The organism is Microbacterium sp. Y356 (assembly GCF_059445355.1).
The window spans coordinates 272,940-296,575 of record NZ_JCAIUE010000001.1 but is presented as its reverse complement, the minus strand read 5'-3'; the positions used below and the strand labels follow the sequence as shown (position 1 = coordinate 296,575).

The 23,636-nt window shown below is 64.3% G+C and carries 21 protein-coding genes; 12 read left to right on the top strand and 9 right to left on the bottom strand.

Annotation, left to right across the window (positions count from 1 at the left end):
- Positions 1-38 precede the first annotated feature (38 nt).
- Positions 39-2,882: an FtsK/SpoIIIE domain-containing protein gene (locus AC1C2Q_RS01515; RefSeq protein ID WP_495448739.1), complete on the top strand. Its 2,844-nt coding sequence runs from the start codon at positions 39-41 to the stop codon at positions 2,880-2,882.
- Between the two features lie 33 nt (positions 2,883-2,915).
- On the opposite strand, the gene ald is transcribed toward AC1C2Q_RS01515, so the two are convergent.
- Positions 2,916-4,031: an alanine dehydrogenase gene (gene ald, locus AC1C2Q_RS01510; RefSeq protein ID WP_495448738.1), complete on the bottom strand. Its 1,116-nt coding sequence runs from the start codon at positions 4,029-4,031 to the stop codon at positions 2,916-2,918.
- A 54-nt stretch (positions 4,032-4,085) separates the two neighbouring features.
- Complete coding sequence (locus AC1C2Q_RS01505) at positions 4,086-5,081, bottom strand: asparaginase (protein ID WP_495448737.1); 996 nt, start codon at positions 5,079-5,081, stop codon at positions 4,086-4,088.
- Between the two features lie 112 nt (positions 5,082-5,193).
- On the opposite strand from AC1C2Q_RS01505, the gene AC1C2Q_RS01500 reads away from it, so the two are divergent.
- Positions 5,194-5,670, top strand: a complete 477-nt coding sequence (locus tag AC1C2Q_RS01500) for an OsmC family protein (RefSeq protein ID WP_495448736.1) — start codon at positions 5,194-5,196, stop codon at positions 5,668-5,670.
- Between the two features lies 1 nt (position 5,671).
- On the opposite strand, the gene AC1C2Q_RS01495 is transcribed toward AC1C2Q_RS01500, so the two are convergent.
- Complete coding sequence (locus tag AC1C2Q_RS01495) at positions 5,672-6,493, bottom strand: lysophospholipid acyltransferase family protein (protein WP_495448735.1); 822 nt, start codon at positions 6,491-6,493, stop codon at positions 5,672-5,674.
- A gap of 146 nt (positions 6,494-6,639) precedes the next feature.
- Here AC1C2Q_RS01495 and AC1C2Q_RS01490 point away from each other — a divergent pair, with 146 nt between their 5' ends.
- On the top strand, positions 6,640-7,584 hold the full coding sequence (locus AC1C2Q_RS01490; RefSeq protein WP_495448734.1) for an FKBP-type peptidyl-prolyl cis-trans isomerase: 945 nt from the start codon (positions 6,640-6,642) through the stop codon (positions 7,582-7,584).
- A 48-nt stretch (positions 7,585-7,632) separates the two neighbouring features.
- The gene (dxr, locus tag AC1C2Q_RS01485; protein WP_495448733.1) at positions 7,633-8,715 is read left to right on the top strand and encodes a 1-deoxy-D-xylulose-5-phosphate reductoisomerase; all 1,083 of its coding nucleotides are present in this window, start codon (positions 7,633-7,635) and stop codon (positions 8,713-8,715) included.
- Between the two features lie 3 nt (positions 8,716-8,718).
- On the opposite strand, the gene AC1C2Q_RS01480 is transcribed toward dxr, so the two are convergent.
- The 3 genes from AC1C2Q_RS01480 to AC1C2Q_RS01470 form a co-directional block, all read right to left on the bottom strand.
- A complete protein-coding gene (locus AC1C2Q_RS01480) occupies positions 8,719-10,335 on the bottom strand; it encodes a Mur ligase family protein (protein ID WP_495448732.1) in 1,617 nt (538 codons plus the stop codon).
- Positions 10,336-10,426: 91 nt separating this feature from the next.
- The gene (locus tag AC1C2Q_RS01475; protein ID WP_495448731.1) at positions 10,427-11,149 is read right to left on the bottom strand and encodes a YcnI family copper-binding membrane protein; all 723 of its coding nucleotides are present in this window, start codon (positions 11,147-11,149) and stop codon (positions 10,427-10,429) included.
- A gap of 76 nt (positions 11,150-11,225) precedes the next feature.
- Positions 11,226-11,798, bottom strand: a complete 573-nt coding sequence (locus AC1C2Q_RS01470) for a hypothetical protein (RefSeq protein WP_495448730.1) — start codon at positions 11,796-11,798, stop codon at positions 11,226-11,228.
- Between the two features lie 51 nt (positions 11,799-11,849).
- Here AC1C2Q_RS01470 and AC1C2Q_RS01465 point away from each other — a divergent pair, with 51 nt between their 5' ends.
- The 4 genes from AC1C2Q_RS01465 (at position 11,850) to AC1C2Q_RS01450 (ending at position 16,395) form a co-directional block, all read left to right on the top strand.
- On the top strand, positions 11,850-13,160 hold the full coding sequence (locus tag AC1C2Q_RS01465; RefSeq protein WP_495448729.1) for a M50 family metallopeptidase: 1,311 nt from the start codon (positions 11,850-11,852) through the stop codon (positions 13,158-13,160).
- A gap of 200 nt (positions 13,161-13,360) precedes the next feature.
- Positions 13,361-13,795, top strand: coding sequence for a hypothetical protein (locus AC1C2Q_RS01460; protein ID WP_495429288.1), 435 nt, complete (start codon positions 13,361-13,363; stop codon positions 13,793-13,795).
- Positions 13,796-13,938: 143 nt separating this feature from the next.
- Entirely contained in the window at positions 13,939-15,726 is a 1,788-nt protein-coding gene (locus AC1C2Q_RS01455; RefSeq protein ID WP_495448728.1) for an HNH endonuclease signature motif containing protein, read from the top strand.
- A gap of 57 nt (positions 15,727-15,783) precedes the next feature.
- Positions 15,784-16,395, top strand: coding sequence for a YdcF family protein (locus AC1C2Q_RS01450; RefSeq protein WP_495448727.1), 612 nt, complete (start codon positions 15,784-15,786; stop codon positions 16,393-16,395).
- Between the two features lie 7 nt (positions 16,396-16,402).
- Here AC1C2Q_RS01450 and AC1C2Q_RS01445 read toward each other — a convergent pair whose 3' ends face one another.
- Complete coding sequence (locus AC1C2Q_RS01445) at positions 16,403-18,292, bottom strand: chorismate-binding protein (RefSeq protein ID WP_495448726.1); 1,890 nt, start codon at positions 18,290-18,292, stop codon at positions 16,403-16,405.
- Positions 18,293-18,495: 203 nt separating this feature from the next.
- Between AC1C2Q_RS01445 and ispG the strand changes: the two genes are divergently transcribed.
- From ispG to AC1C2Q_RS01430, 3 genes are read left to right on the top strand one after another with little or no spacing between them, the layout of a single operon-like run.
- Positions 18,496-19,647, top strand: a complete 1,152-nt coding sequence (ispG, locus tag AC1C2Q_RS01440) for a flavodoxin-dependent (E)-4-hydroxy-3-methylbut-2-enyl-diphosphate synthase (protein WP_495448725.1) — start codon at positions 18,496-18,498, stop codon at positions 19,645-19,647.
- A gap of 41 nt (positions 19,648-19,688) precedes the next feature.
- Positions 19,689-20,015, top strand: coding sequence for a nuclear transport factor 2 family protein (locus AC1C2Q_RS01435; protein WP_495429284.1), 327 nt, complete (start codon positions 19,689-19,691; stop codon positions 20,013-20,015).
- Between the two features lie 58 nt (positions 20,016-20,073).
- Complete coding sequence (locus AC1C2Q_RS01430; protein WP_495448724.1) at positions 20,074-20,796, top strand: alpha/beta hydrolase; 723 nt, start codon at positions 20,074-20,076, stop codon at positions 20,794-20,796.
- Positions 20,797-20,820: 24 nt separating this feature from the next.
- On the opposite strand, the gene AC1C2Q_RS01425 is transcribed toward AC1C2Q_RS01430, so the two are convergent.
- Entirely contained in the window at positions 20,821-21,309 is a 489-nt protein-coding gene (locus tag AC1C2Q_RS01425; RefSeq protein ID WP_495448723.1) for an NUDIX domain-containing protein, read from the bottom strand.
- Between the two features lie 65 nt (positions 21,310-21,374).
- Positions 21,375-22,799: an RNB domain-containing ribonuclease gene (locus AC1C2Q_RS01420; RefSeq protein WP_495448722.1), complete on the bottom strand. Its 1,425-nt coding sequence runs from the start codon at positions 22,797-22,799 to the stop codon at positions 21,375-21,377.
- 51 nt (positions 22,800-22,850) lie between these two features.
- On the opposite strand from AC1C2Q_RS01420, the gene AC1C2Q_RS01415 reads away from it, so the two are divergent.
- The gene (locus AC1C2Q_RS01415; protein ID WP_495429280.1) at positions 22,851-23,621 is read left to right on the top strand and encodes an isocitrate lyase/PEP mutase family protein; all 771 of its coding nucleotides are present in this window, start codon (positions 22,851-22,853) and stop codon (positions 23,619-23,621) included.
- Positions 23,622-23,636: the final 15 nt, after the last annotated feature.

Here is a 23,636-nt window from a genome sequence, read left to right as displayed (position 1 = left end):
ACGGCATCCGTCGATATCGGACGTCGTGCAATAGGGGCATGGACCTCGAACCGCTCACGCTTCCGGTTGTCGCCGCGGAACCTCGCAAGCAGCCCGTGCCTGTGCTCGCTGCCGTCGTCCCTATCGCTGCGGGTGTGGTGTTGTGGCTGGTGACCGGATCGATCTTCTCTCTGTGTTTCGCCGCTCTCGGCCCGTTGATGATCGGCGCTTCCTTGCTGGATGGCCTGCGCACCAAGCGTCGAGATCGACGTGTAGCGGCCGAGGAAGAGTCTGCCGGATGGCGTCGTGCTGAGCAGGAGCTTCGTCGGCGGCACCAGCGCGAGCGTCGTGAGTTGCGGCGGGTCCATCCAGATGCCGCGGCGAGCGTGCAAGATCCGCCGCTTCGCGATCTACAGCCCATTGATGACTCCACAGCGTTGGTCATCGGCGCGGGATCTCAGCGCAGCGCACTGCGGGTGACGGGTGATGAGAGCGAACGGGCCCGAACCTTCCGGGAACGCGCGGCGAACGTCACTGATGTTCCAATCATCGTGCCGATGCGACGAGGTGTCTGCTTCCGTGGACCGACACCGATAACCGCGGCCGCTGCGCGCGCCCTCATCGTGCAGCTCTGCCTGCGGCATGCCCCTGCGCAGCTCGCACTGGTGGGTGACGGGCTTGAACCACTGGGGCTGAGTGGGTTTCCGCATGCAGGCCGGCCTCGTCGTGGTGCGTGGCGTCTCGCCGTAGTGATGGGCGACGGAGATGAGGGTTCGGATGCCTCGGCGCAGGTGCGGGTATGCCGCGGTGATGGTGATGTGCCAGAGGGAGTGACGACCGTCGTCGACTGCACTGATCCGACGCATGCGCGGCTTCGAACCAGCGCCGGTGTCGAGGAGATCGTCATGGAGTGCCTCTCACGTGCACAGGCTGTGGCCATCGCGTCGAGCAGCGTCGATCGTGAGGGTGATGTCGCGCAGCTGCCGGACAGCGTCGCCCTGGCAGATCTGATGACCACTCCGAGTGATGACGCGCAGGGACTTCGTGCTGCGATCGGACGCACAGAGACTGCGGACGTGTTCCTCGATCTCGTCGAGGACGGCCCACACGCCATCGTGACCGGGATGACGGGGTCAGGAAAGAGCGAGCTTCTGGTCACGTGGATCGCGGCGATGGCCAGGTCACACGGTCCGGAGGAAGTGGCATTCGTGCTCGCGGATTTCAAAGGTGGTACGGCTTTCGACCCGTTGCGAGCGCTGCCGCATGTCGCTGCGGTGATGACCGATCTTGATGAAGAGGGTGCCAGGCGCGGTGTGCAGAGCCTCACGGCCGAGCTGCGGCGGCGGGAGGCGGTACTCGCCGACCTGGGTGCCCGCAACATCGCCGAAGCGAATGGTCAGCTGCCACGCCTCGTGATCGTGGTCGATGAGTTCGCCGCGCTCTTGCAGGAGCATTCTGATCTCGGGGTCGTGTTCACGGATATCGCGGCACGGGGACGAGCGCTGGGTATGCACCTGATCCTCGGCACGCAGCGAGCAGCCGGCGTGATCCGCGACGCGCTGGCGGCGAACTGTCCGCTCCGAGTGAGCCTGCGCGTGACGGAAGCGGCAGATAGCCGTCTCGTTATCGGATCGGATGATGCGGCAGATCTGCCGGGCGGCGCCGGTTCACGTGGACTCGCGTTCGTGCGTCGTCCGCAAGACTCGGAAGCTGTGGCCGTTCGCATCGCGCTGACGGGCGCGGCAGATCTGCGCGGAGCCGCGTCACGGTGGGAAAGCTCAGTGGAACCCCTGAGCCCGTGGATGCCACCGCTTCCCGGCCTAGTGACCCTGAACGAACTGCGCAGCGCGCATGACCTTGAGGACGCATTGCTTCTCGGATTGGTCGACGAGCCGGATCGACAGCGTCAAACGCTGAGAATGCTGCGTCCCGGCGTTGACCGCGGCATAGCGGTGATCGGTGGCAGTGGATCAGGCCGATCGAGCGTGCTGCGGGTGCTGGCGGCGCAGAGCGACCGGGCGGTTCTGATTCCTGCTGATCAGGAACGCGCCTGGGATGTTGTGGCGGAGTTGGCCGAGGGCGGCCAGGGGAGAGCAGATCTTGTGTTGTGTGACGATCTCGACCAGCTCACAGCGTCGTTCCCGGTCGAGCACGCGCAGGTGTTCATCGATCGCTTCGAGAAATTGGTGCGGTCAGCCGCCGCGCGCGGATGCACTGTCGTGATCACAACGGGGCGTGCATCAGGACAGATTGCTCGAGTTGTGGACTCGCTGCCGGCGCGAATGCTGCTGAGGATGGGCACCAAGATGGAGCACCTTGCTGCTGGCGGCGACAACGATGGCTACCGTCGTGATCGTCCGGCAGGACGTGGGCGAATCGACGAGCTCGAGCTGCAGATCGCGTGGGTCGAGGCGGACGCCGCAACATCTGTCCCGACGAGCGCGGATGACATGAGTGTGGTCAACGGCGAAATAGTAGATTCTGCCACTCGCACGTGGGCGCCGGCCGCGGCCATCGTCGGGGTCATCGCGCCCGGGGTTCGTCGCAGCGTCGAGGCGCTGCGTAGCGCGTTCCCAGAGTGCGAAGTGGTGCCGGTGGGCGAGCGCACTCCGGATCCATCCGCGGCGGCGCAGCAGACGTCGACCCTGACTTTCTCATCACCTGCAGCACCGATGATCTTGGTCGGTGATGCCGAGAGTTGGCAGCGGCAGTTCACTCTGTGGCAAAGGATTCGCGTTGAGGGGGAGATGCTGATCCTCGCCGAGTGCCCGAGCGAACTGCGGTCCCTGGCCGGCTGCCGCGAGCTGCCGCCATACGCTGAGACGCACATGGGGCGTGCCTGGTCGCTTCGCGACGGTGGCTCGCCACAACGTGTGATTGTTCCAGGGCTCGGTGGGCGATGACTCTCGGCGGCGATGACTACTGGAGAGCGGCGGTTACTGGAGAGCGGCGGCGAGCGGCTGCGCCTCCAGCCCGTGAGCCATTGCGACGCCCGCGTTGATCACAGCTCCTCCCGCTGTGTTCACACCGGCAGCGAGCGCGGGATCCGCCCGCAGGGCATCCTTCCACCCACGACCGGCAATCTGGCGGATGTACGGCAGGGTCGCGTTGGTGAGTGCGGACGTGGACGTGTTGGGCACGGCCCCTGGCATGTTGGCCACGCAGTAGAACACCGTGCCGTGGACAATGAAGGTCGGGTCATCGTGCGTGGTGGGCGTGGTGTCTTCGAAGCATCCGCCCTGATCAACCGCGATGTCGACGAGAACGCTGCCTGGCCGCATCTGCGCGACCATTTCGTTTGTGACGAGCTTGGGTGCGCGTGCACCAGGGATGAGCACAGAGCCGATGACGAGATCGGAGTCCAGTACGGCTCTTCGCAGGTCCAGCGGGTTGGATGCCGCAGTCTTCACTCGTCCGCCGAAGTGGTCATCCAGCATCCGCAAGCGAGGGATGTTCGTGTCGAAGATCGTGACGTCTGCACCCATGCCGCTGGCAATCACGGCCGCATTCGCACCGGCGACGCCGCCGCCGATCACGGTAACCGTCGCAGGCCTCGTCCCTGGCACGCCAGACATCAGCAGGCCGAGTCCTCCGTTAGAGCGCATCAGGGTGTTCGCGCCGACCAGGGGAGCAAGGCGTCCTGCGACTTCACTCATTGGGGCGAGCAGCGGCAGCCCGCCACCAGGTAGCTGCACTGTTTCATAGGCGATGGCGGTGACTCGATCGGCAATCAGCCGCTCGGTCAGAGCGCGGTTCGCTGCCAGGTGCAGATAGGTGAAGAGCGTCAGATCCTCGCGGAAGTAGTCGTACTCCGAGGCGATCGGCTCTTTGACTTTGAGGAGCAGCTCGGCGCGTTCCCAGACGTCGCTCGCTTCATCCACCAGCGTCGCGCCAGCTTCGACATACTCCGCATCCGGCATAGATGAGCCCGCACCTGCTCCGGACTGCACGAACACCTCGTGTCCTGCGCTGATCAGATCGTGCACACCCGATGGCGTCAGCGCGACGCGGTACTCGTTGTTCTTCACCTCGGCGGGGACGCTGATCCTCATCGTGGCTCCTCTCCACCCTCGACTTTGAGGGGATCATGGCCCTGGGTCAGGGCATCAAATGGCGGCGCCGGGACGGATCATCCCGACGTCGCTCCCGCCACCGAGTACGGCGAGGGGAAGTGCGTTGGATAGGGCGGACACATCAGCGTCGCTGAGAGCTCCGGCGTGTGCAAGCAGAGTCGCCGCGACGATCGTTGATGCCCGTGATGATCCGTCGAGCATCTTCAATGCGACGGTGGCACCGTTCGGCGCGACCATGACCATGATTCCTTCGGCGCCGCCTTTGGTGAAGACCCCGAGGGTCTCGATCGCGACGGTGTCCGGCTTGCCAGGACCTTCGATCGTCCACGGATTCTCTTTGACAGCGCGAACGAGGGTGCCGGCAACGCGGTGCAGGGCAAATGGCGAACGCTCTGATGCCGTGCCGATGCGGTGGATGCCACGGGCGAGACCAGAAAGCGTCATGGCATGCACTGGGGCACCGCAGCCGTCCACGGAAGTGTGTGCGATCTTCTCGCCGGTCAGCCGCTCGATGACTTCGCGGATGTGCAACTGCAACGGGTGCGAAGGGTCGAGATATCCCTTGACCGGCCAGCCGGTTGCAACGCAGGCACGTAGCATCGCGGCGTGCTTGCCCGAGCAGTTCATGCGGATGCGCGACTGCTGGCCGTGTTCGCGGACGAGTTCGTCGCGGCTGGTGCTGTCACTGGGCCATGCCGACGGGCACGCCAGGTCGTCTTCAGTGAGTCCACCGGCCATGAGTACGTCACGGACGACATCCGCATGCCGATCCGTGCCGACGTGACTTGCCGTCGCGAGGGCGAGCTGCTCACCGGCCAGATCTGCACCCGCGGTGACGCATGCGACGGCCTGCAACGGCTTCAGGCTGGATCGGGGGAGGATCAGAGCATCGGGGTTTCCGAGCTTTCGGAGGACCTCTCCGTCAGGGGAGAGCACGATCGCCGCCCCCGAATGACGGGATTCAACGAATCCGCTTCGTTCGACGACGGCAAGTTCGACAGCATCCGCGACAGTAAGAGTCTCCAGCACCTCACAAGCCTAGCCCCGTCGGCTTTCGCCACCGGTCTGGCGCACCGTGTTGGCACACGGCGTTGGCATACGACGCTGGCACCGTGTCGGCGCTCCGTGTCAGACTGACGACATGACTCTCGGTGAACACCACTACGTACTCACAGCCACGTGGGACGGCAACCGCGGCAGCGGCACCAGCGGGTACAGAGACTATTCCCGAGAAGTCACCATCAAGGTCGATGGCAAGCCGCAGCTGCTGGCATCTGCCGACAAGCCGTTTCGCGGCGATCCCGAGCGGTGGAACCCAGAGGATCTGCTGTTGGCCGCGCTCTCGGAATGCCACCTACTTTCCTACCTGCATGCCTGCGTGACTGCCGGTGTAGTCGTGGTCTCGTACCGCGACGATGCAAGCGGTGTGATGACCGAAGACGGCAGAAGCGGCGGCGCTTTCACCGACGTTCTGCTCCGACCAGAGGTTGTTGTCGCAGATGCGTCGATGATCGAGGCTGCAGAGCGCGCACACGAAGATGCACACCGCATGTGCTTCATCGCGAACTCAGTGAACTTTCCGGTTCGTCACGAGGCGACGGTCACGGCGGCCGCGTAGGTCAGCGTCGCTCGTGCGGCAGGGCCTGCTTGATCTTCTCGATCGCGCCCTGTGCAGGAGGCTCGTTGTAGACGCCGGCGAGTTCCTGACCGCTGAGGGCATGGATCGCTGTCATGATCTCGTCGGTGGCGAGGCGGCGAGCTTTGCCGCTCGTGGCAGGTCCGTGCACTGACACATCGATCGGGTCACCGAATCGGACGGTGACTCGCTTCTTCATCGAGGGCATCTTGGCATCCTTCGGCATCACAGTGTCAGTGTCGATGAGGCCGACCGGAACGACGGGGGCTCCCGTCTGCAGAGCGAGGAACGCCACTCCGGTGCGTCCTTTGTACAGACGCCCATCGGAGGAGCGGGTGCCCTCCGGGTAAAGCGCCACGGCGAGCCCTTCATCCAGCAGCTGTCGCTGCTGGTCCAACGCGTTGAGCGCTGCCTGACCCGCGCCGCGGCGAACAGGGATGGCACCGATGGACTGGAAGAACTTGCGCATCATCGTGCCGCGGAACCCGGTTCCTTCGAAGTACGTCGACTTCGCTAGGAAATGCACAGGGCGGGGTGCGGCGACCGGGATCGCGATCGAGTCGATGAAAGACAGATGGTTGCTCGCGAAGATCACGGGGCCATTTGTCGGGACCTTGCTGCGACCCTCGACGTGCGGGCGGTACATGATGCGAGCCAGAGCGCGGCCTGAAGCATAGATTGTCCCTGGATGGCGTGGCGGTGCGGTCTCCTCTGCGTCGGATTCCGCTACGTCGGTCTCCTCTGCTTCCGGCTCCGTAGTCGTCTCAGGGGTCGGCTCGGGAGTGCCGGACTGCTCAGAGGTCATCAGATTAGGCTACTCCGCGATCCATGCCATCGATGGCATGGACAAACAGCCGCCGACATCCATGTCGATCAATGGTGCCTCTCAGCAGGGGCAAAGGCGAATGCGAGAACATGAGTTGTCTCTCCCTACGATCTTGAGGTCTCACTGTGCGCAACCGCTCGCTTATCGCTCTGTCCACCATCGCCGCCGCAATCCTGCTTCTGGCTGGATGCGCTGGCACCGAAGGCGTGACGGGAGACGAAGCCGATCCCAAGGCGACTGATCTCTGCTCATCAACGGTCGAGTCGGGTACAGCAGCCGAGGAGGTCACCATCGATGGTGACTTCGGCACTGCATCGACCGCCACTTTCGAACTCGGGCAGCAGGTTGACGAAGCCCAGCGCACCGTGCTCAGCGAGGGCGATGGCGCCACGATCGCCGACGGCGACTTCGTCAGCTATGCGTTGAGCGCCTTCGACGGTGACACCGGGGAGCGCATCGGCGATGCCGGCTACGTCGGTGGCGAGCTCCTTCCCGCCGCGTTGACGGCGGATGCTCCGCTGGGTCAGCTCATCGGTTGCGCGAGCGTTGGCTCGCGCCTCTCCATCGTGTTCCCCACGTCCGAGGACGCAGCCGCACAGTTCTACGTCCTCGATGTTCTCGACATCGTCTCTGCAGCATGGGGTGAGGAGCAGGCGCCGGTGGACGGCATGCCGATCGTCACGCTCGACGAGGATGGCGCTCCGACCGTCGAGATCCCCGATGCTGATGCCCCCGCCGAACTGCAGATCGCTGTACTCAAGGAGGGTGATGGTATTGCCGTTGAAGACGGCGACACCACTCTGCTCCAGTACCACGGCGTCGGCTGGGACAGCGGCGAGGTCTTCGACTCCTCCTGGGCCAATGGTGCGCCGATCTCGAGCGAAGGCAACGGCTACGTTCCTGGCTTCGTCCAGGCACTCGCAGGGCAGAAGGTCGGCTCGCAGGTGCTCGTCGTCATCCCCCCGGCACTGGGTTACGGCGAGGGCGAAGTCAACGACGCTGACCTGAAGGGTCAGACTCTCGTCTTCGTGATCGACATCCTCGCGACCATGCACCCGGTGGCCGGATAATAGGTTCGCCGCACGTCGAGCGACGGGGCCGGGGCATAGGCTGGCGACATGCGTCGCATCATTGTTCTCGGCTCCACCGGCTCCATCGGCACCCAGGCGCTTGACGTCATCCGTGCCAATCCTCGTCGCTTCGAGCTGGTGGGATTGGCCGCTGGCAGCAATGCAGAACTCCTGAGTCAGCAGGCCGAGCAGTTCCAGGTCGATGACACTGCGCTCGGGGCCGAGCAGGCAGAACAACTCGTTCGGGATGTGGAAGCAGATGTCGTTCTCAATGCGATCACCGGATCGATCGGGCTCGGCTCGACACTGGCAGCGCTGAAGGCAGGACGCACGCTCGCCCTCGCTAACAAGGAGTCACTGATCGTCGGCGGTGCTCTCGTCACCGCGGCAGCAGCCGAGGGGCAAATCGTTCCCGTTGACTCCGAACACTCGGCGCTCGCGCAGGCGCTGCGCTCCGGTACGCACGATGAGATCCGTCGACTCGTCGTCACGGCATCCGGTGGCCCATTCCGCGGACGCACCCGTGAGCAGATGGCGTCCGTTACACCTGCTGAGGCGCTCGCGCACCCGACGTGGGACATGGGCCGCGTCGTCACGACGAATTCGGCGACGCTCGTGAACAAAGGGCTCGAGGTCATCGAAGCGCACCTGCTGTTCGACGTCGACTATGACGACATCCAGGTCGTCGTCCACCCGCAGTCGATCGTGCACTCGATGGTTGAGTTCATCGACGGATCGACGATCGCGCAGGCTTCACCTCCCGACATGCGACTGCCGATCTCGCTCGCGCTGGACTGGCCGCATCGCATCGGCGGCGTCGGACGGCCGCTGGATTGGACTCAGGCGAGCAGCTGGGACTTCGAGCCGCTTGACGACGAGGCATTCCCTGCCGTTACGCTTGCGAAGAGTGTTGGTCGTGCCGGCCGCACGTTCCCCGCGGTGTTCAACGCGGCCAACGAGCAGGCCGTCGACGCGTTCCACGAAGGTCGGCTACCGTTCCTTGGCATCGTTGACACGATCGCACGAGTGGTCGATGCGCACGACTCACCGGACCAGCTGACTGTCGAGTCTCTTGCCGAGGCTGAGGCCTGGGCCAGGGCGACAGCAGATCAGCTGATCGCCGCGAGCTGACGCTCAGTCGGGGTATGGCACAGGCCAGTGCGGCTCTGGCACCGGCCAGCCGGCGTCGCGGAGCGCACGACGAGCAAGCTCACGGGCCGAGTACGGCGTGCGCATCCCGCGGATGTCGCGGTAATCCTGGTGCCCTGGACCCGCCCACAGGATCGCATCCCCCTCGCCGACCATGCCGACTGCGGCGATGATCGCTCTCTCGGGCGGTGAGAACTCGTGGATCTCCGCATCCGGTTGCGCCAGACGAGCGCCCTCGATCAGGGTTGCGCGGATCGATTCCGGATTCTCGAAACGAGGATGGTGATCGGTCACCACGAGGATGTCGCTGCCTTCGACCGCAGTGCGGCCCATGTCGTGGCGCTTCGTCGCGTCGCGGTCTCCATCGGCGCCGAACAGCATCACGGTGCGACCGGGGGTCACACGACGGATGGCGGCGAGTGTCTTCTCGAACGCGTCGGGAGAATGCCCGAAGTCGACGAACACTGCGGGGCCTGTGTCACCCGAGACGAGCTCGGTGCGTCCAGGCAAGTACGCGTTGATGCGGCCATCGCGCTCGAGCGCCGCGGTGATCCGCTCCCAGGCATAGCCGCCTTCCAGCAGCATCACGATCGCGAGGGCAGCGTTGGCTGCCATGTGGGGGCCGATGACCGGAACGACCGTGGTGAGTGTGCGACCTTCGGGACCGACCATCGTGAAGCGGGTACCGCGCTGGCGCTCCTCATCGATCGTGACGACCCAGTCGGCTCGCGCCGCACTGTCGGCGTCAGCGGCTATAGACGGCGTGCCGACCGTCACCACGGGGATCTCCGCGGCGACCACGACGTCGACGCCGGAGGCTGAGTCAAGGCAGATGACCGCGCGACGTGCGCGGTCTGGTCGGAACAGTGGCAGCTTCGCTTCGAAGTATTCCTGCATATCGACGTAGTCGTCGAGGTGATCGTGACTGAGGTTCGTGAAGCCGGCGACATCGAAGACGATGCCGTCCACGCGCTGACGTGAAAGCGCCTGTGCACTGACCTCTACGGCGACAGCTTCGACGTCGCGCTCGCGCATCAGCGCGAGCAGTGCATGCATCTCGGATGCCTCTGGCGTGGTGAGCCTGGAGACGATGACCTCGCCCGCGATGTGGCGCTCTGCTGTGGAGGACAAGCCGGTCACGACGTCAAGCTGGCCGAGGATGCCTTCGAGTAGATGCGAGACGCTGGTCTTGCCGTTCGTGCCGGTGGTGGCGAACAGCAATGGCAGGTCATCATCCGCGCCGGTGCCGTAGACCCAGGCGCTCAGCGCGCCCAGAATTCCGCGTGGGTCATCGACGATCACGATCGGAAGTCCGGCCGCTGCGGCGATATCAGCGCCGGCTTCATCGGTGATGACCGCTACGGCGCCCTTCTCTGCTGCGGCTACGGCGAACTCGGCGCCGTGTTTATTGACTCCCTGGATGGCGACGAACGCTTCGCCGGCCCGCAGATCAGCGGTGGCGAGAGTGATTCCGGTCAGGGTGATATCGGCGATCTCACCGCGGGTGGCGGTGGCAAAGCGCGAGGCGAGCTCCGTCAGTGCCCGCTGTGGCGGAGCGACGGGACGGAGCACGGGAGGAAGGCTGGGCTGAGTGGTCGACATAGCACCCTAATGATCTCATGAGCCGCTGTCAGGGACGTGCTCGCACACGCGGCGGGCGCGCCCCTGACAGGACTCCTGAGCGCTAGGTTCTTCAGCGCGACGCAGCGCGGCGGTACGCGAGTACCGCGACCACCAGTGCCGCAACGCCGGCGAGCAGCCCGCCAGCGCCGAGGATCGTACCGAGCGAGCCAGCGGCAGAATCTTCTGCCAGGACCGCGTCGTTCTCCTGGGCGCCGTTCTCCTGTGTATTGGCAGATTGTGTGTCGCCGTGGTCACCGTGGGTGGCATCCGCTGTGCTCTGATCATCCGCTGTCACGGTCACGACGGGTGCCGGGGCGTCGAGATCGTGCGGGTCGGCGCCGTCTTCGGCGATCTCCGTCCATTCCGCGACTCCGACCTCGCACTGCTGCTCCACCGGAAACGCGAGTGATTCAGGAGCGTTTTCTCCCACGCGGATAGCCATGCTCGCAGCGCCCCGTAGATCACCGGGGATGGGAGCGACAGCGGTGTAGGTGACCGCTGAGACGAGGCCGTTGTCTGCCCGCTCGACGGCGATGTCCCACGACGCATCCACCGTGGGGGAGACGGAACTCAGCCCCTCTGGCATCGTGATGCGCAGCGCCGTCGTGGGGGAGTTGTCGCAACCGTGCGTGAACGAGAAGGTGATCACGGCGGAGCCGTCGGGCTGAACAGTGTCGGGGCTGACGCCTACGTGTGCCTGCGCCGCAGCTGGCGCAATCAGGACAAGCCCCGCTGCGAGGGCAGCGATGGTGGCGCCGCGTCGGGTGAATCGGGATTTCGATGTTGAGGTCATGGGTGTTCTCCAGTGTGTGTGCGGGCGCGCCGATGGCGCGCGGAACCGCGAGAGGATGTGTCGACGTGTGCGGCCCTCAGCCGCAGGAGAACACCGGAGGGCCACGTCGGGAGACGTCGCTCGTGCGGATCGTGGCAATGAAGACGCGTGCTGTGTCCGGGACGGATGCGGGAACCGGCCAGTTGCTGTGCAGGGGGCGCGTTAGTCGTGTTCGGAGCACAGCGCGCATCCAGCGCGCGATGCCGCGCAGCATCCGCTCGCCACGCCACAGCAGGACGATCGTCAAGGCTGCAGCGAGGACGTGGGCGCCGAGCATCCCGGCATCCGGAGCTACCGTCGTCGTCAGCGGACCCAACGTCATGACGTGCTGATGCCCTGTGAGGCCAGTGGTCGTGAGGGTCGCGCCCAGCGCGACGAACAGCACGTGGAAGATGGTCTGCGAGAGCACCACCGTGACGCTCAGCTTGCTGGCGCTCAGGGTTCGTCCCACCAGCAGTGCTGCGACGGGAGTGAGGAAAATGCTCAGCGCGATCACCAGCAGAGGGTGCGGGAGTGCGCCGCCTCCGATCGTGTGGGAGACAGCGGCGATGACCGTGGCGACCGACGAGGCGGCGGCTCCACGCACGAGTCGCAGCTGCCGAGAATTCACAGCTTCAGCTTATGCGGCGGATTCCTAGTTCTAGCGCAGTAGCGTGGGCACGTGGAAATCCTGTTGTACGTCGCTGGCATCCTGTTCATGCTGGTGGGCCTAGGTCTGTCGATCGGGCTGCACGAGATCGGGCATCTCGTGCCCGCAAAACTCTTCGGCGTACGCGTGGGACAGTACATGATCGGCTTCGGTCCGCGGCTGTGGTCGAAGCGGATCGGTGAAACTGAATACGGGTTCAAAGTGCTGCCCGTCGGCGGCTTCATATCAATGTCGGGGATGTATCCGGCATCCGAGGGCAAGCAGGTGCGTGGCCTGTTCCGCACTCTCGTGCAGGATGCCCGATCCGTGAACGACGAGACGATTGCTGGCGGCGCAGAGGATCGAGTCTTCTACAAGCTGCCGGTATGGAAGCGCATCATCGTTATGCTCGGCGGCCCGCTGATGAACCTGATCCTTGCGATCATCATCTTCACGGTGCTGGCGTCGGGTATCGGCCTACAGCAGGGTACGACGACGATCGCATCCGTCACCGAGTGTGTGCTTCCCGCCGGTACGACGCAGACCGAGTGCGAGCCGTCGGATCCGGCATCGCCCGCCGCAGAGGCAGGGATTCTTCCCGGCGATGTGCTGGTGTCGATCGACGGGACGTCGGTATCGAATTTCGCGGAGGCGACCTCGATCGTGCAGGCAGCACCGGGCGAAACTCTCGAGATGGTCGTGTCACGTGATGGTGAAGATGTCGCACTGACGATCACGCCGATCGCGGCCGAGCGAGCGCTCACTGATGCGTCAGGACAACCGCTGCTCGATGCCGAGGGTGAGCAGGTCATCGCCGAGGTCGGTTACGTCGGTATGGGGGCCCAGATGGGGTTTGTGCCGCAACCGATCGGCACCGGTATCGAGATGGCAGGTGAGAACACCGCGCGGGTCGCGAATCTGATCGTGCAGTTGCCGGTGAAGCTTTGGGATGTCGGCGTATCGCTGGTGACGGGGACTGAGCGCGACCCGAATGGTCCACTCAGTGTCGTCGGCGTCGGCCGGCTCGCCGGTGAGGTCGCAGCAACGGATGCTCCGGTGCTGAACCGGTTTGTCGTGCTACTGAGCCTGCTGGGGTCGCTGAACATCGCCCTTTTCGTCTTCAACCTCATTCCACTGCTTCCGCTGGACGGTGGTCACATCGCGGTGGCGCTGTGGGATGGCATCCGACGAGCGTGGGCAAAGCTCTTCCGGCGTCCGCCGCCTGCACCGGTCGACGCGACGCGTCTCGTGCCGCTGACCGTGGTCGTCGCAGTGGTGCTGATCGCCATGGGCGCCCTGCTGATGGTCGCCGACGTCGTGAACCCGGTGAACCTCTTCCAATAGTAATTGGACGGCGCCGTGCCGTGACGGGATGCCGTGCCGCGGCGGGGATGCGCCGTGGCGAGGCGGGATTCCCGTGGTGAGGGGCCGAGGACGGGGCCTTGGCGGCATCGATCAGGAATCGAGAAGTGCGCCGGGATGGTGAGTCGTATCGTGGTCGTAGGCCCGGAAAACGGCCGCCGCACATCGATAAGGAGCACGACATGGCTGAGAAGACCGCTGGACTGTCCAAGGACGAGCGCGACGCCGTCAAGCAGCGTGCCGCAGAATTGCGTGCGCAGGAAAAGGCAGGAAAGTCCCGAGCCGCTGGGGAGAAGGCGGTCCGCGAGGCGATCGCCGCGATGCCGGATGATGATCGGGCTCTGGCCGAGGGAATCGATCGGATCGTCTCCCAGGTCGCCCCGCAACTCGTTCCGAAGACCTGGTACGGGTTCCCGTCGTACGCCGATGAGGATGGCAAGATCGTCGTGTTCTTCAAGGCTGCCTCGAAGTTCACCACTCGCTATGCAACTCTCGGGTTCGAGGAATCAGCAAAGCTCGATGACGGCGACCTCTGGGTTACGTCGTTCGCTGTCGTCGCATTGACGCCCGAGACCGAGAAAACTATCGCGGCGCATATCCGCAAGGCAGCTGGCTGACCCGACGAATGCTCGCGTCTCAGACGGGGCACTTGTTCTGCACAGGTTTGGCGTTTTGTGGAGTTATCCACGGTTCGTGAATAGCGTCTGATCTGGGTTTTATCTGGTGGAGGAATGTCTGTGGCCTGCGGTTGAATGGAGGTATGACATCGCTTGTGCAGGAGTTGGAGAGCATCGATCGGCAGTTGGCCGATGCGATGTCTGCTTCTGCGGCACGCGGTGGGGTGCGGTTCGTCGGCGATGGTGAGCTTTTGGGCATCGTTCAGGCGCTCGGGAGTATTCAACGTCGGGTGGATGGTGCGATCGTTGAAGCCACTGACCGTGTGGTTGAGCGGGATCAGTGCGAACGTGACGCGAGGTTGACGACACAACTCGGATGCCGGGACGCTGCCGAACTTCTCCGACGCACACTGCTGGTGGATGGGCATGCCGCCCGGCGGTACGTCTCGGCGGTGGCGGCGGTGCACCGGGATCTGGACATCACCTCGGGTGAGTTGCTGCCGGCGGCGTTCCCGGAGTTGTCGGCCGCGCTGGCCGATGGGGTGATGTCGTTGAGTGGGTTCCTGGCCTGCACATCACCGTTGCTGAAGGCCAGACGCCTCGGGGCGGCGGATCGGTTGGCTGCGGATGCCGTGCTCGCACGGTTCGCGCGTGGGCTGCCGTTGGATGGGGTGGATGCCGCCGATGATGTGGCGACTGACGGCGCCGATGATGAGCGGGCACCCGCTCCCACAACGGATGAGCTGGCGGGACTGACCGCGCACATCATCGATCGCCTGGATCCGGATGGTGCGGAGCCGAAAGACCGGGCAGGTAAGCGCCGCCGGTTCTTCACGATCGGGCGGCTCCGGGACGGGTCCGTGCCTGTGCGTGGTGAGCTCCTCCCGGAAGTCGCGGCGCAGTTGCAGAAACTCTTCGATAGTCTGATGAACCCCAAAGTCGATGACGAGGCCAGTGCGGGAGGCGCGGTGCGATTCCGTCCGTCCGACGACGACGACGACGGCGACGACGACGACGGTGACGGTGCTGACGACGGGGGTTCCGGCCGCGGGGGTTCCGACGACCGTGCCGACGACCGGGGTTCCGACGACGACGGGGGCGACCGGGGCGACGCCGGCGACGACAGTGTCGACGGCGACGGTGCTGACGACGGGGGTTCCACTGCTGACCGTGATCGCTTTGCCGCCAAGTACAGCACGGCACCCGGAACTGCGCCCGCGAGTGAGAGTGATGGTCTCTCTGGCCGTGCCGACGGTCTCCCTGCTCACAAAGCCGCGTCACCCGCGTCGGGGACGGCTGATCTTCGCACGCATGCGCAGAAACGGCACGACGCGTTCGCGAGCATCATCATGGTCGCAGCGGCATCCGATGGCATGCCCACCCTCGGTGGTGCCGCACCAACCCTCGTCGTCTCAGTCAACGCCGCCGACTACACCCACCGCACCGGCCGCGCGACGGTCGAGGGCGCCGGATACGACGTGCCCCTCGGCGCCGCCGACCACACCGCATGCGCAGGCGGCATCGAACGCGTGCTGTTCGATGAACACGGTGCGATCGTGGGGATCAGCACCACCGCGCGGATCTTCAACGCCCGCCAACGCCGGGCGATCGTGCTCCGAGACCGACAATGCCTCATCCCCGGGTGCGACATCCGTGCAGAATGGTGCGAAATCCACCACGTGACCGAACACGCCCTGGGTGGGCCGACTCACACCAGCAACGGGGTACCCCTGTGCTGGCACCACCACCGCACCCTCGACGAGAACATCTGGCTCATCCGCATGCGCAACGGCATGCCCGAAATCCGCGGCCCCCACTGGTGGGACCCCTACGCCCGCTGGCGATCACCACACCACAACTACACCGCCATCGACGAAGCCATCAACACCGAACGCGGCCACCAACGCGACACCGCATGGAACACGTGGTGAGCGAGGAGCTGTAGCGGCGCACCCGACACAGAATCCCGAAGTCGGTACGCTTGCCGGATGCGAGCGCACACCTTTGTTCTCACCAGTGCAATTGCCTTGAGTGTGCTCATCTGCTCGGAATCTGTGCATGCGCGTGCGGCGGGTCGGCGATTGGGGCGATTGGATATCGACCCACCGGACTCGGAGACGGTCGTCGTCCTCGGATACCGAAACCGCAGTCGTCGTGCCAACTATCTCAATCGCTACCGCGTCCGTGCAGGTCTGCGATCGTTCGATCCCGGCGTCGGCGAACAGGTGCTCGTTCTGTGCGGTGGCTGCGTGCGCGGCATGACACCGGAGGCGGAGCTCATGGCTACCTATGCACGGGAGCGAGGGTTCACGGGCGAAATCCGACGTGACGTGGAAAGCGCGACGACGTGGGAGAACATTCAGAACGCGATTCCTCACATCGAAGCGTCAGACTCGATCAAGATCGTCTCGAACTCTTTGCACGCCGAAAAGGGGCGCGCATACCTGTGGGAGCAGAGGCCTGACCTTGCTGAGCGCCTCAGACGCGCAGAGGACTATCGCTTCGGTGAAATCGTTCTGGTGAAGCCGTTTGCGATGATCATCGGACTTCGAGCGCTCGCACGCTTTGACTCCATGTCAAAGCAATCGCGCCAGCGATGAGTAATTCTCAGGCGAATGCTGAACTGATCAGCCGCTCGAGCGTGTGGATGCCGTCGCGGGACAGGATCGACTCCAGGTGTCCCTGCACGCTGGCGAAGCCAGGACCACGGAGCGCATAGACGTCGCCATTGGTCGTATCCGCTGAGATCTCGGCGGAACCGGCGGCGGTTGTGCCGGGGGAGACTCGTGCGGTGAACGTGTTGTAGAAGCCGATCGAAGCGTCTTCGCCGAACACCGGAACGACTTTCTGCAGGCCCTGGTGCGGCGTATCCAGCGGAGCCAGTTCGATGCCGAATCGGTCAGCGAGGATCTGGTGACTCAGGCACACAGCGAGCAGAGGGGCGCCCTGCTCCAGTCGGCGCGCCACAATCTCTCGCATCCGAGCGATTCGAGTTATCGCGGTGTCACGCGGATCGCCGGGGCCGGGGCCAGCGACGAGCAGCTCTGTGGCATCCAGATCTGCGTCGGTGACCTTGTCCCACGGGATGATCTCCGCGTCGAGCCCCAGATGACGCAGCTGATGGGCGAGCATCGTCGTGAACCGATCCTCGGCATCAATGACGAGCGCGCTGCGGCCGGCGAAGGGGCCGGTCGTACCGTCTTCCTGCGGGTTCAGCCAGAACTCGGCGAGACGCGTATTCCGGGAGGCGAGCAACTCGGCGACTTCGGGGTCGTCAGCGAGCGAAGTCTTCGTCGCGGGCTCGTCACCGTCGACTTTCGTCTCGGCGACACTGTCATGGGCGATCGCGCCGATGGCCCCGAGCACGCCGGCGGCCTTGCCATGCGTCTCGCTGACTTCACCGTGCGGATCGGAGTGGCGAACAAGCGTCGCGCCGACGGGGACGCGCAATTGCCCGTTCTCGAGGTACACCGTGCGAATCAAGATTGGGGCATCCAGATCGTGGCCGCCCTCGCCATTCGGGCTGAACAGCGCAGCGACACCGGAGTAGTAGCCACGGGGCTTGCTCTCATGGCGACGAATCACCGCACACGCGTTCTGCATCGGAGAGCCGGTGACAGTGGGGGCGAACATCGTCTCGCGAAGAATGTCGCGCGGGTCGAGGCGGCTACGCCCGCGCAGCATGTACTCGGTGTGTGTGAGGCGTGACATCTGCTTGAGGTGCGGGCCGGTGATGCGTCCGCCGTCGGAGCAAACCGCGCTCATCATCTTGAGCTCCTCGTCGACCACCATGAAGAGCTCCTCGGTCTCCTTCGTGGAGGAGAGGAACTCGACCAGGGTCTCCTTGGTGGCGCCCCCGGCCGGGTGCCGGAAGGTGCCGGAGATCGGGTTCATCGTGACGATCCCGCCGCGGGCGACAACGTGCGCTTCGGGACTTGCACCGACGGCGATGTGACCGGGCGTGACCACGGCAAACGTCCAGTAGGCACCACGCTCGTGAGTGAGCAGCGCACGGAACCAGGTGAGGGCGGCCGTGCGCTCGTCGGTGTCGACGGAAGCCGTGTAGTCGCGGCGGATGACAAAGTTCGCCCCCTCGCCGCGGCCGATCTCATCGGCGATGACGGTCTTGACGATCTCGGCATAGTCCTCGTCAGCGATATCGAACCCGGGATCAGTGAGCGGCACTGTGTCGCTGGGCAGCGCTTCAAGCACGTCTGCGAGTGGAAGATACAGGTGCTCGTCGACGAGCAGACAGCGCAGTGGCGTGCCGTCGTCCTGCGCGTCGAAACCGCGTTCGCGCACCTGGCGGTAGGGCACCATCGCGAAGACTTCGCGCGGGTCGCCGTCGACAGTGAGCGGGATGTCGGCGAGCAGGTCGACATCGTCGATCTCACCGGTAAGCAACTCGACGCTCTGTGCACCATCGCGTGCGATCAGAACGAAGGATGCAGTGGCATCCTGTGCCAAAGTGGCGAGCAGGGCAGCGGTATCAGTCATCGAGGTCTCCTGTGCAGGGCTCCGGCTCGGGCCACCAAAAAGACCGCCCCGGAGGCGGTCTGAATTCGTGGGAACGCGAATACACCGCCTAGAAGGCGGGCCACCAGGTGAAGTTCGCGGGCATGCGCTGAAACTATCACAGTGCGACGCGTCGGCTGTGCCGCTTCCAGCCTCCGTTGATCAGGTCAGCGTAATCTGGAGATGTGCCAGCAGTGAATCTTGGGATGCCGCGCGTCCCCGAAGTCCTGAGTCCTCGTCGCAAGACCCGTCAGATTCGGGTCGGCAAGGTGTTGGTCGGCGGCAATGCCCCCGTCAGCGTCCAGTCGATGACGACGACGAAGACCACCGACATCAATGAGACGCTCCAGCAGATTGCTGAGCTCACCGCATCCGGTTGTGAGATCGTTCGCGTCGCCGTGCCCCATCAGGATGACGCAGATGCGTTGAAGATCATCGCGATGAAGAGCCAGATCCCGGTGATCGCTGACATCCATTTCCAGCCGCGCTACATCTACACCGCGATCGACGCCGGTTGTGGTGCCGTGCGGGTGAACCCGGGCAACATCCGCGAGTTCGACGGCAATGTCGGAAAGATCGCAGCCGCCGCGAAGGCTGCGAACGTGTCACTCCGAATCGGTGTAAATGCGGGATCTCTCGACAGGCGCATTCTAGAGAAGTACGGCAAGGCCACGGCAGAAGCACTCGTCGAGAGCGCTGTCTGGGAGGCTTCGCTGTTCGAGGAGCATGACTTCCATGACTTCAAGATCTCTGTGAAGCACAACGACCCGATCGTGATGGTGAAGGCCTATCGTCTGCTCTCGGAGCGTGGCGATTGGCCGTTGCATCTCGGTGTGACTGAGGCTGGTCCTGCGTTCCAGGGCACGATCAAGTCTGCGACGGCTTTCGGCATCCTGCTGTCGGAGGGCATCGGTGACACGATCCGCGTCTCACTGTCTGCACCGCCCGCAGAAGAGGTAAAGGTCGGCCACCAGATTCTGCAGTCGCTGAACCTGCGTGAGCGCAAGCTCGAAATTGTCTCCTGCCCCTCATGCGGACGCGCACAAGTTGACGTTTACACTCTGGCCGACGATGTCACTGAGGGGCTGAAGGACATGACAGTGCCGTTGCGCGTTGCCGTAATGGGCTGTGTCGTGAACGGACCAGGTGAGGCACGAGAAGCGGATCTTGGCGTCGCTTCCGGTAACGGCAAGGGCCAGATCTTCGTGAAGGGAGAGGTCATCAAGACCGTTCCCGAGGCGGACATCGTGAAGACTCTGATCGAAGAGGCGAACCGCCTCGCCGCGGAGATGGGCCCGGATGCCGCGCTGGGTACCGCTCAGGTGATCACGGCCTGAAACCGATCCCGCAGACGACGGGAACGATGAAGGAGACGAAGATGTCTGATACTCCCGGACCAGTGCAAGCACTGGTGGATGCGATCAATGCTGCCGACACGGATGCGTTCGTTGCGGCGTTCACACCGGATGGATATGTCGATGACTGGGGTCGCGTTCTGCGCGGCGCGGACGGTGTGCGCAGCTGGGCAGGCTCAGACGCGATCGGCGCGGGCGCACGGATGACGGTGCTTTCGTCGACGACCGAGGGCGACACGACGACCGTGCATTTTTCGTGGACGAGCAATGTGTTCAATGGAGAATCCGATGGGATCTTCGTCATCGATGACAACCGTCTCGCGAGCTTTACAATCCCGCCGGTGCACTGAGATGGAGCTATCTCCGACCATGGTGATGACGACCAATGCAGTACCTGCAACCTGACGCATGACGTTGCTCAACGCCATCAACACTGGTGCCGGTGAAAAGGTCGTGCTTCTCCTGCACGGAATGATGGGTTCGGCCGAGAGTTGGTGGCGGATCACGCCGGTGCTCGCCAATCGCGGGTATCGGGTGCTCGCGCTCGATCTTCCCGGACACGGGCTGTCGGACCGCAACCCAGAATCCTCAGTGGATTCCGCCGCCGATGCCGTGATCGACACGGTGCGGGCGCTGGCTCCGGATCGGCAGCTCGCAGCGATCGGGCATTCGTACGGCGGGACGGTCCTCGCCGCAGCCGCGGCGCGGATCCCGCTCGAACTCGCGGTGTACGTCGACACGGCGTGCTCGTTCCAAGGAGGGCAAGATCGGGCTGCGCTGATCGCCCAGTATGAAGCGGATCGGCAGCGCCGTCGAGATGTCGCCTGGCTGCGGGAGTCCCGGCCTTTTTACAGCGAGGCCGACGCGATCGTCGAGGCGAGAGCAGCCGACCGGTTCGACCCGGCGACGGCGGCATCGATCTCCTGCGGGGCAGATGTGGATTGGACGCCGCGCGCAGGTTCGATCGTCGTTCGCTCCGACCCGAGCAATTTCGTCAGCGCCGAAGACGAGGATCGCCTGCAATCTCGCGGCGTCGATGTGCGAAGGGTTCCCGGTGCTGCGCACACGATTTGGTACAGCCACTTCGAGGAGTTCGTTTCCTCGATTCCGGAGTTGTTCGGCGAGCGGTAGGGAGGCCGGCTCGGTCGTCCGAGACTAGGACCGTCGATGCCCATCGAGCGGTTTCGCGGGCGTTGCCGCCTCGAGGATGACACGGTCGATCCATTCATGCCGGGGCAGCGCAGCGATCTCGTCCGCGCGCATCCAATCGATCTCAATCAACTCCTCGACGTCGAGCTGGAGTTCTGCCACGCGCGGAAGCGAGCATTCGTAAGCCACCGTCATATACGAAACCCGGTCGCCGTTCGGATAGGTATTCACCAACTCCGGACCGCCGTACGCGCCGATGATCCGTTCGATGACCGGGCGGATGCCCAGCTCTTCAAATACTTCGCGTTTGAGGGCATCCGCAGGCTCCTCGCCGGGTTCCACTCCACCGCCGATCAGGCTCCACAGTTCGGAATCACGCTGACGCGCGATCAAGAATTGGTCACCGTCTCGGATCACGGCTGTCACGGCAGGCAATAGGAGCAGATCGTGTCCCACGCGCTCGCGAAGGGCTTTCACATACGGGGACAGCGGCATGAACCGAGCCTACGGGGCGGTCGGATTCGACTCGGCATCGCTCAGCCGTCCGCCGTGCCCGCCACTCATGCGGTTGCGAACTCCAGTTCACCGCGCGCGATGTCGGCACGCACCAAACACAGCGACACGGTCGCCCCCGGCTTCGCTCCGGCCGGCACGGGAGCGGATGCCGTCACCGCAGGCTCGGCGATCTGAACCTCCGCACGTTCGCCGCCATTGCGCAGTTCGATCACCGTGGCCTCGATCGTTGACCCCACTAGCGGAACCATGAGAGCCGCCTCTACATGGTTGATCGTGTCGGAATTCAGCCTCGAGGCACGTTGACCCGACTCCTGCATGAGGTTTGGCAACTCCGAGAGGGACTCGCGCGCCCATGCCGGCACCTCTGCGCCTCGAGAAGCCGCAAGACAGATCGCCAGCGACCACCGATCCACCAGCCGGCGGAGCGGTGCTGTGGCGTGCGCGTACGGCGCCGCGATCGCGGCCTGTTCGATATCTGCCGGCACCGAGCCGTCGAATGTCACATATCCCGCACCGCGAAACAGCGATGCGGCCGCTTCGAGCACAGGGAGAGTCATCGGATCCGCGCGGTCGAGCGTGCGCAAATATGCTCCGTACTTTCCGGTCTTCCACGGGCGGCCGAGTGCTTCGGTTTGCCGTCGGAACGCGTTGAATGCCGTTTCGTCCGGCTGAGGCATCGTGCGCAGTACACCGACCTTTGCTTCGACCATGAGTGATGCTGCGGCCATCCCGGTCATCAGAGACAACTGCGCGTTCCAATCCTCGATGGGCAGCGGATGCCGGCGCTCGATGCTGTACGTGCCGTCCTCATGCTGCACGACCTCCTCGCCTGGCAGGTTCAGACTCGCTCCGCCGCGCTGAGCCTCAAGTTCTTGGCGCAATCCGCCGATTACCGGCAGCAGAGACAGCGGCGATTCTTCGCCACTATCGATCGACCTCTGCGCCGTGACGTATTCCAGTTGCGCGCGTGAGCGAATCAACGCACGTTCGAGCCGGAATTCCGACACGACTCCGGCGTCATCCAGGTCGAAGGTCCAGACCAGGGCCGGACGGTCCTGGTCTGCCAGTAGAGACGCGTGATCTTCGCTCAGAATGCGGGGATGCAACGGGATGGACCCGTCTGCCGCATACAGAGTCTGACCGCGTTGACGCGCTGCTGCATCCAAAGCGCCGCCGGGTCTGACGAACCCAGGAACGTCCGCGATTGCGTAGCGGACTTCGAAACCTGAGCCGCTCTTGGCGAGATACAAAGCCTGATCCAAATCGCGGGACCCTTCAGGGTCAAGCGTGATGAACGGGATGTCTCGCAGATCGAGATCAGAAGCAGGCGCGACTGCGGCTTCGGCTTCGGCTATTGCTTCCGCAGAGAAATCCACGGGTACTTCCAGCTTCTCCCGCAGCTTTGTGAGCGCTGAAGCAAGCTCACTCTGCGCTGCGGATGGTGCGATATGTGATCGACGCTGAGGCATGACTTCACCCTAAGCCGCCCATCCGCACGCGGTCGGTATTAGCGTGGACTCATGACCATTGCAGAGAAGGCTCAGACCCTCGTCGGACTCCACGAAGCACCGGAGATTCTCCGTCTAGTAAATGTCTGGGATGCTGTCTCGGCGAAGGCGATTGCAGCCCTCCCCGAGACCAAGGCCCTCGCCACCGCGGGCCATTCGATTGCCGCCACTTTCGGCTACGCTGACGGCACGATCCCGCGTGATCTCATGCTTGATATGGTCTCGCGCATTGCCGCAGCGACAGACCTGCCGGTGAGCGCTGACCTCGATGATGGCTACGACGACGCGGGGGAGACCACGCGCCTCGCGATCGCCGCTGGCGCAGTCGGCGCGAACATCGAAGACCGCCTGAAGCCCCTTGCCGAGTCGGTCGCGAACGTCGAGGCAATCGTGAAGGCGGGCGAGGCAGAAGGGGTCAACTTCGTACTGAACGCCCGCACAGACGCCTTCGTGCGCGCCGGTGATCGGCCGCTCGAAGCGAGCATCGCGGATGCCATCGAGCGCGGCCGAGCGTATCTCGCGGCCGGAGCGACGACCATCTTCGTGCCAGGCATCCTGAATGCTGATGTCACTCGCCAGCTCGTCGAGGGCATCGGCGAACGCAAGATCAGCGTCATCGGGCTTCCAGGTGCGCTGACCGCCGCCGAATATGAGGCGCTCGGAGTCGCTCGAATCTCTTACGGCCCAACAACGCAGCGAGTTGCACTCACAGCGTTGCAGGATCTCGCTACGAGCCTGTACGCCGACGGCGTCATCCCGGAGGGAACGCGCGCGCTGAACTGAATCGTCCGAGAACGA

What these genes read in the sequence shown, in the direction of transcription:
- AC1C2Q_RS01420 (WP_495448722.1), bottom strand. Translation starts at nt 22,799, where the DNA reads ATGCCTCAGCGTCGATCACATATCGCACCATCCGCAGCGCAGAGTGAG.
- AC1C2Q_RS01450 (WP_495448727.1), top strand. Translation starts at nt 15,784, where the DNA reads ATGCGAGCGCACACCTTTGTTCTCACCAGTGCAATTGCCTTGAGTGTG.
- AC1C2Q_RS01455 (WP_495448728.1), top strand. Translation starts at nt 13,939, where the DNA reads ATGACATCGCTTGTGCAGGAGTTGGAGAGCATCGATCGGCAGTTGGCC.
- AC1C2Q_RS01430 (WP_495448724.1), top strand. Translation starts at nt 20,074, where the DNA reads ATGACGTTGCTCAACGCCATCAACACTGGTGCCGGTGAAAAGGTCGTG.
- AC1C2Q_RS01415 (WP_495429280.1), top strand. Translation starts at nt 22,851, where the DNA reads ATGACCATTGCAGAGAAGGCTCAGACCCTCGTCGGACTCCACGAAGCA.
- ald (WP_495448738.1), bottom strand. Translation starts at nt 4,031, where the DNA reads ATGAGGATCAGCGTCCCCGCCGAGGTGAAGAACAACGAGTACCGCGTC.
- AC1C2Q_RS01445 (WP_495448726.1), bottom strand. Translation starts at nt 18,292, where the DNA reads ATGACTGATACCGCTGCCCTGCTCGCCACTTTGGCACAGGATGCCACT.
- AC1C2Q_RS01515 (WP_495448739.1), top strand. Translation starts at nt 39, where the DNA reads ATGGACCTCGAACCGCTCACGCTTCCGGTTGTCGCCGCGGAACCTCGC.
- AC1C2Q_RS01480 (WP_495448732.1), bottom strand. Translation starts at nt 10,335, where the DNA reads ATGTCGACCACTCAGCCCAGCCTTCCTCCCGTGCTCCGTCCCGTCGCT.
- AC1C2Q_RS01425 (WP_495448723.1), bottom strand. Translation starts at nt 21,309, where the DNA reads ATGCCGCTGTCCCCGTATGTGAAAGCCCTTCGCGAGCGCGTGGGACAC.
- dxr (WP_495448733.1), top strand. Translation starts at nt 7,633, where the DNA reads ATGCGTCGCATCATTGTTCTCGGCTCCACCGGCTCCATCGGCACCCAG.
- AC1C2Q_RS01460 (WP_495429288.1), top strand. Translation starts at nt 13,361, where the DNA reads ATGGCTGAGAAGACCGCTGGACTGTCCAAGGACGAGCGCGACGCCGTC.
- AC1C2Q_RS01475 (WP_495448731.1), bottom strand. Translation starts at nt 11,149, where the DNA reads ATGACCTCAACATCGAAATCCCGATTCACCCGACGCGGCGCCACCATC.
- AC1C2Q_RS01500 (WP_495448736.1), top strand. Translation starts at nt 5,194, where the DNA reads ATGACTCTCGGTGAACACCACTACGTACTCACAGCCACGTGGGACGGC.
- AC1C2Q_RS01435 (WP_495429284.1), top strand. Translation starts at nt 19,689, where the DNA reads ATGTCTGATACTCCCGGACCAGTGCAAGCACTGGTGGATGCGATCAAT.
- AC1C2Q_RS01495 (WP_495448735.1), bottom strand. Translation starts at nt 6,493, where the DNA reads ATGACCTCTGAGCAGTCCGGCACTCCCGAGCCGACCCCTGAGACGACT.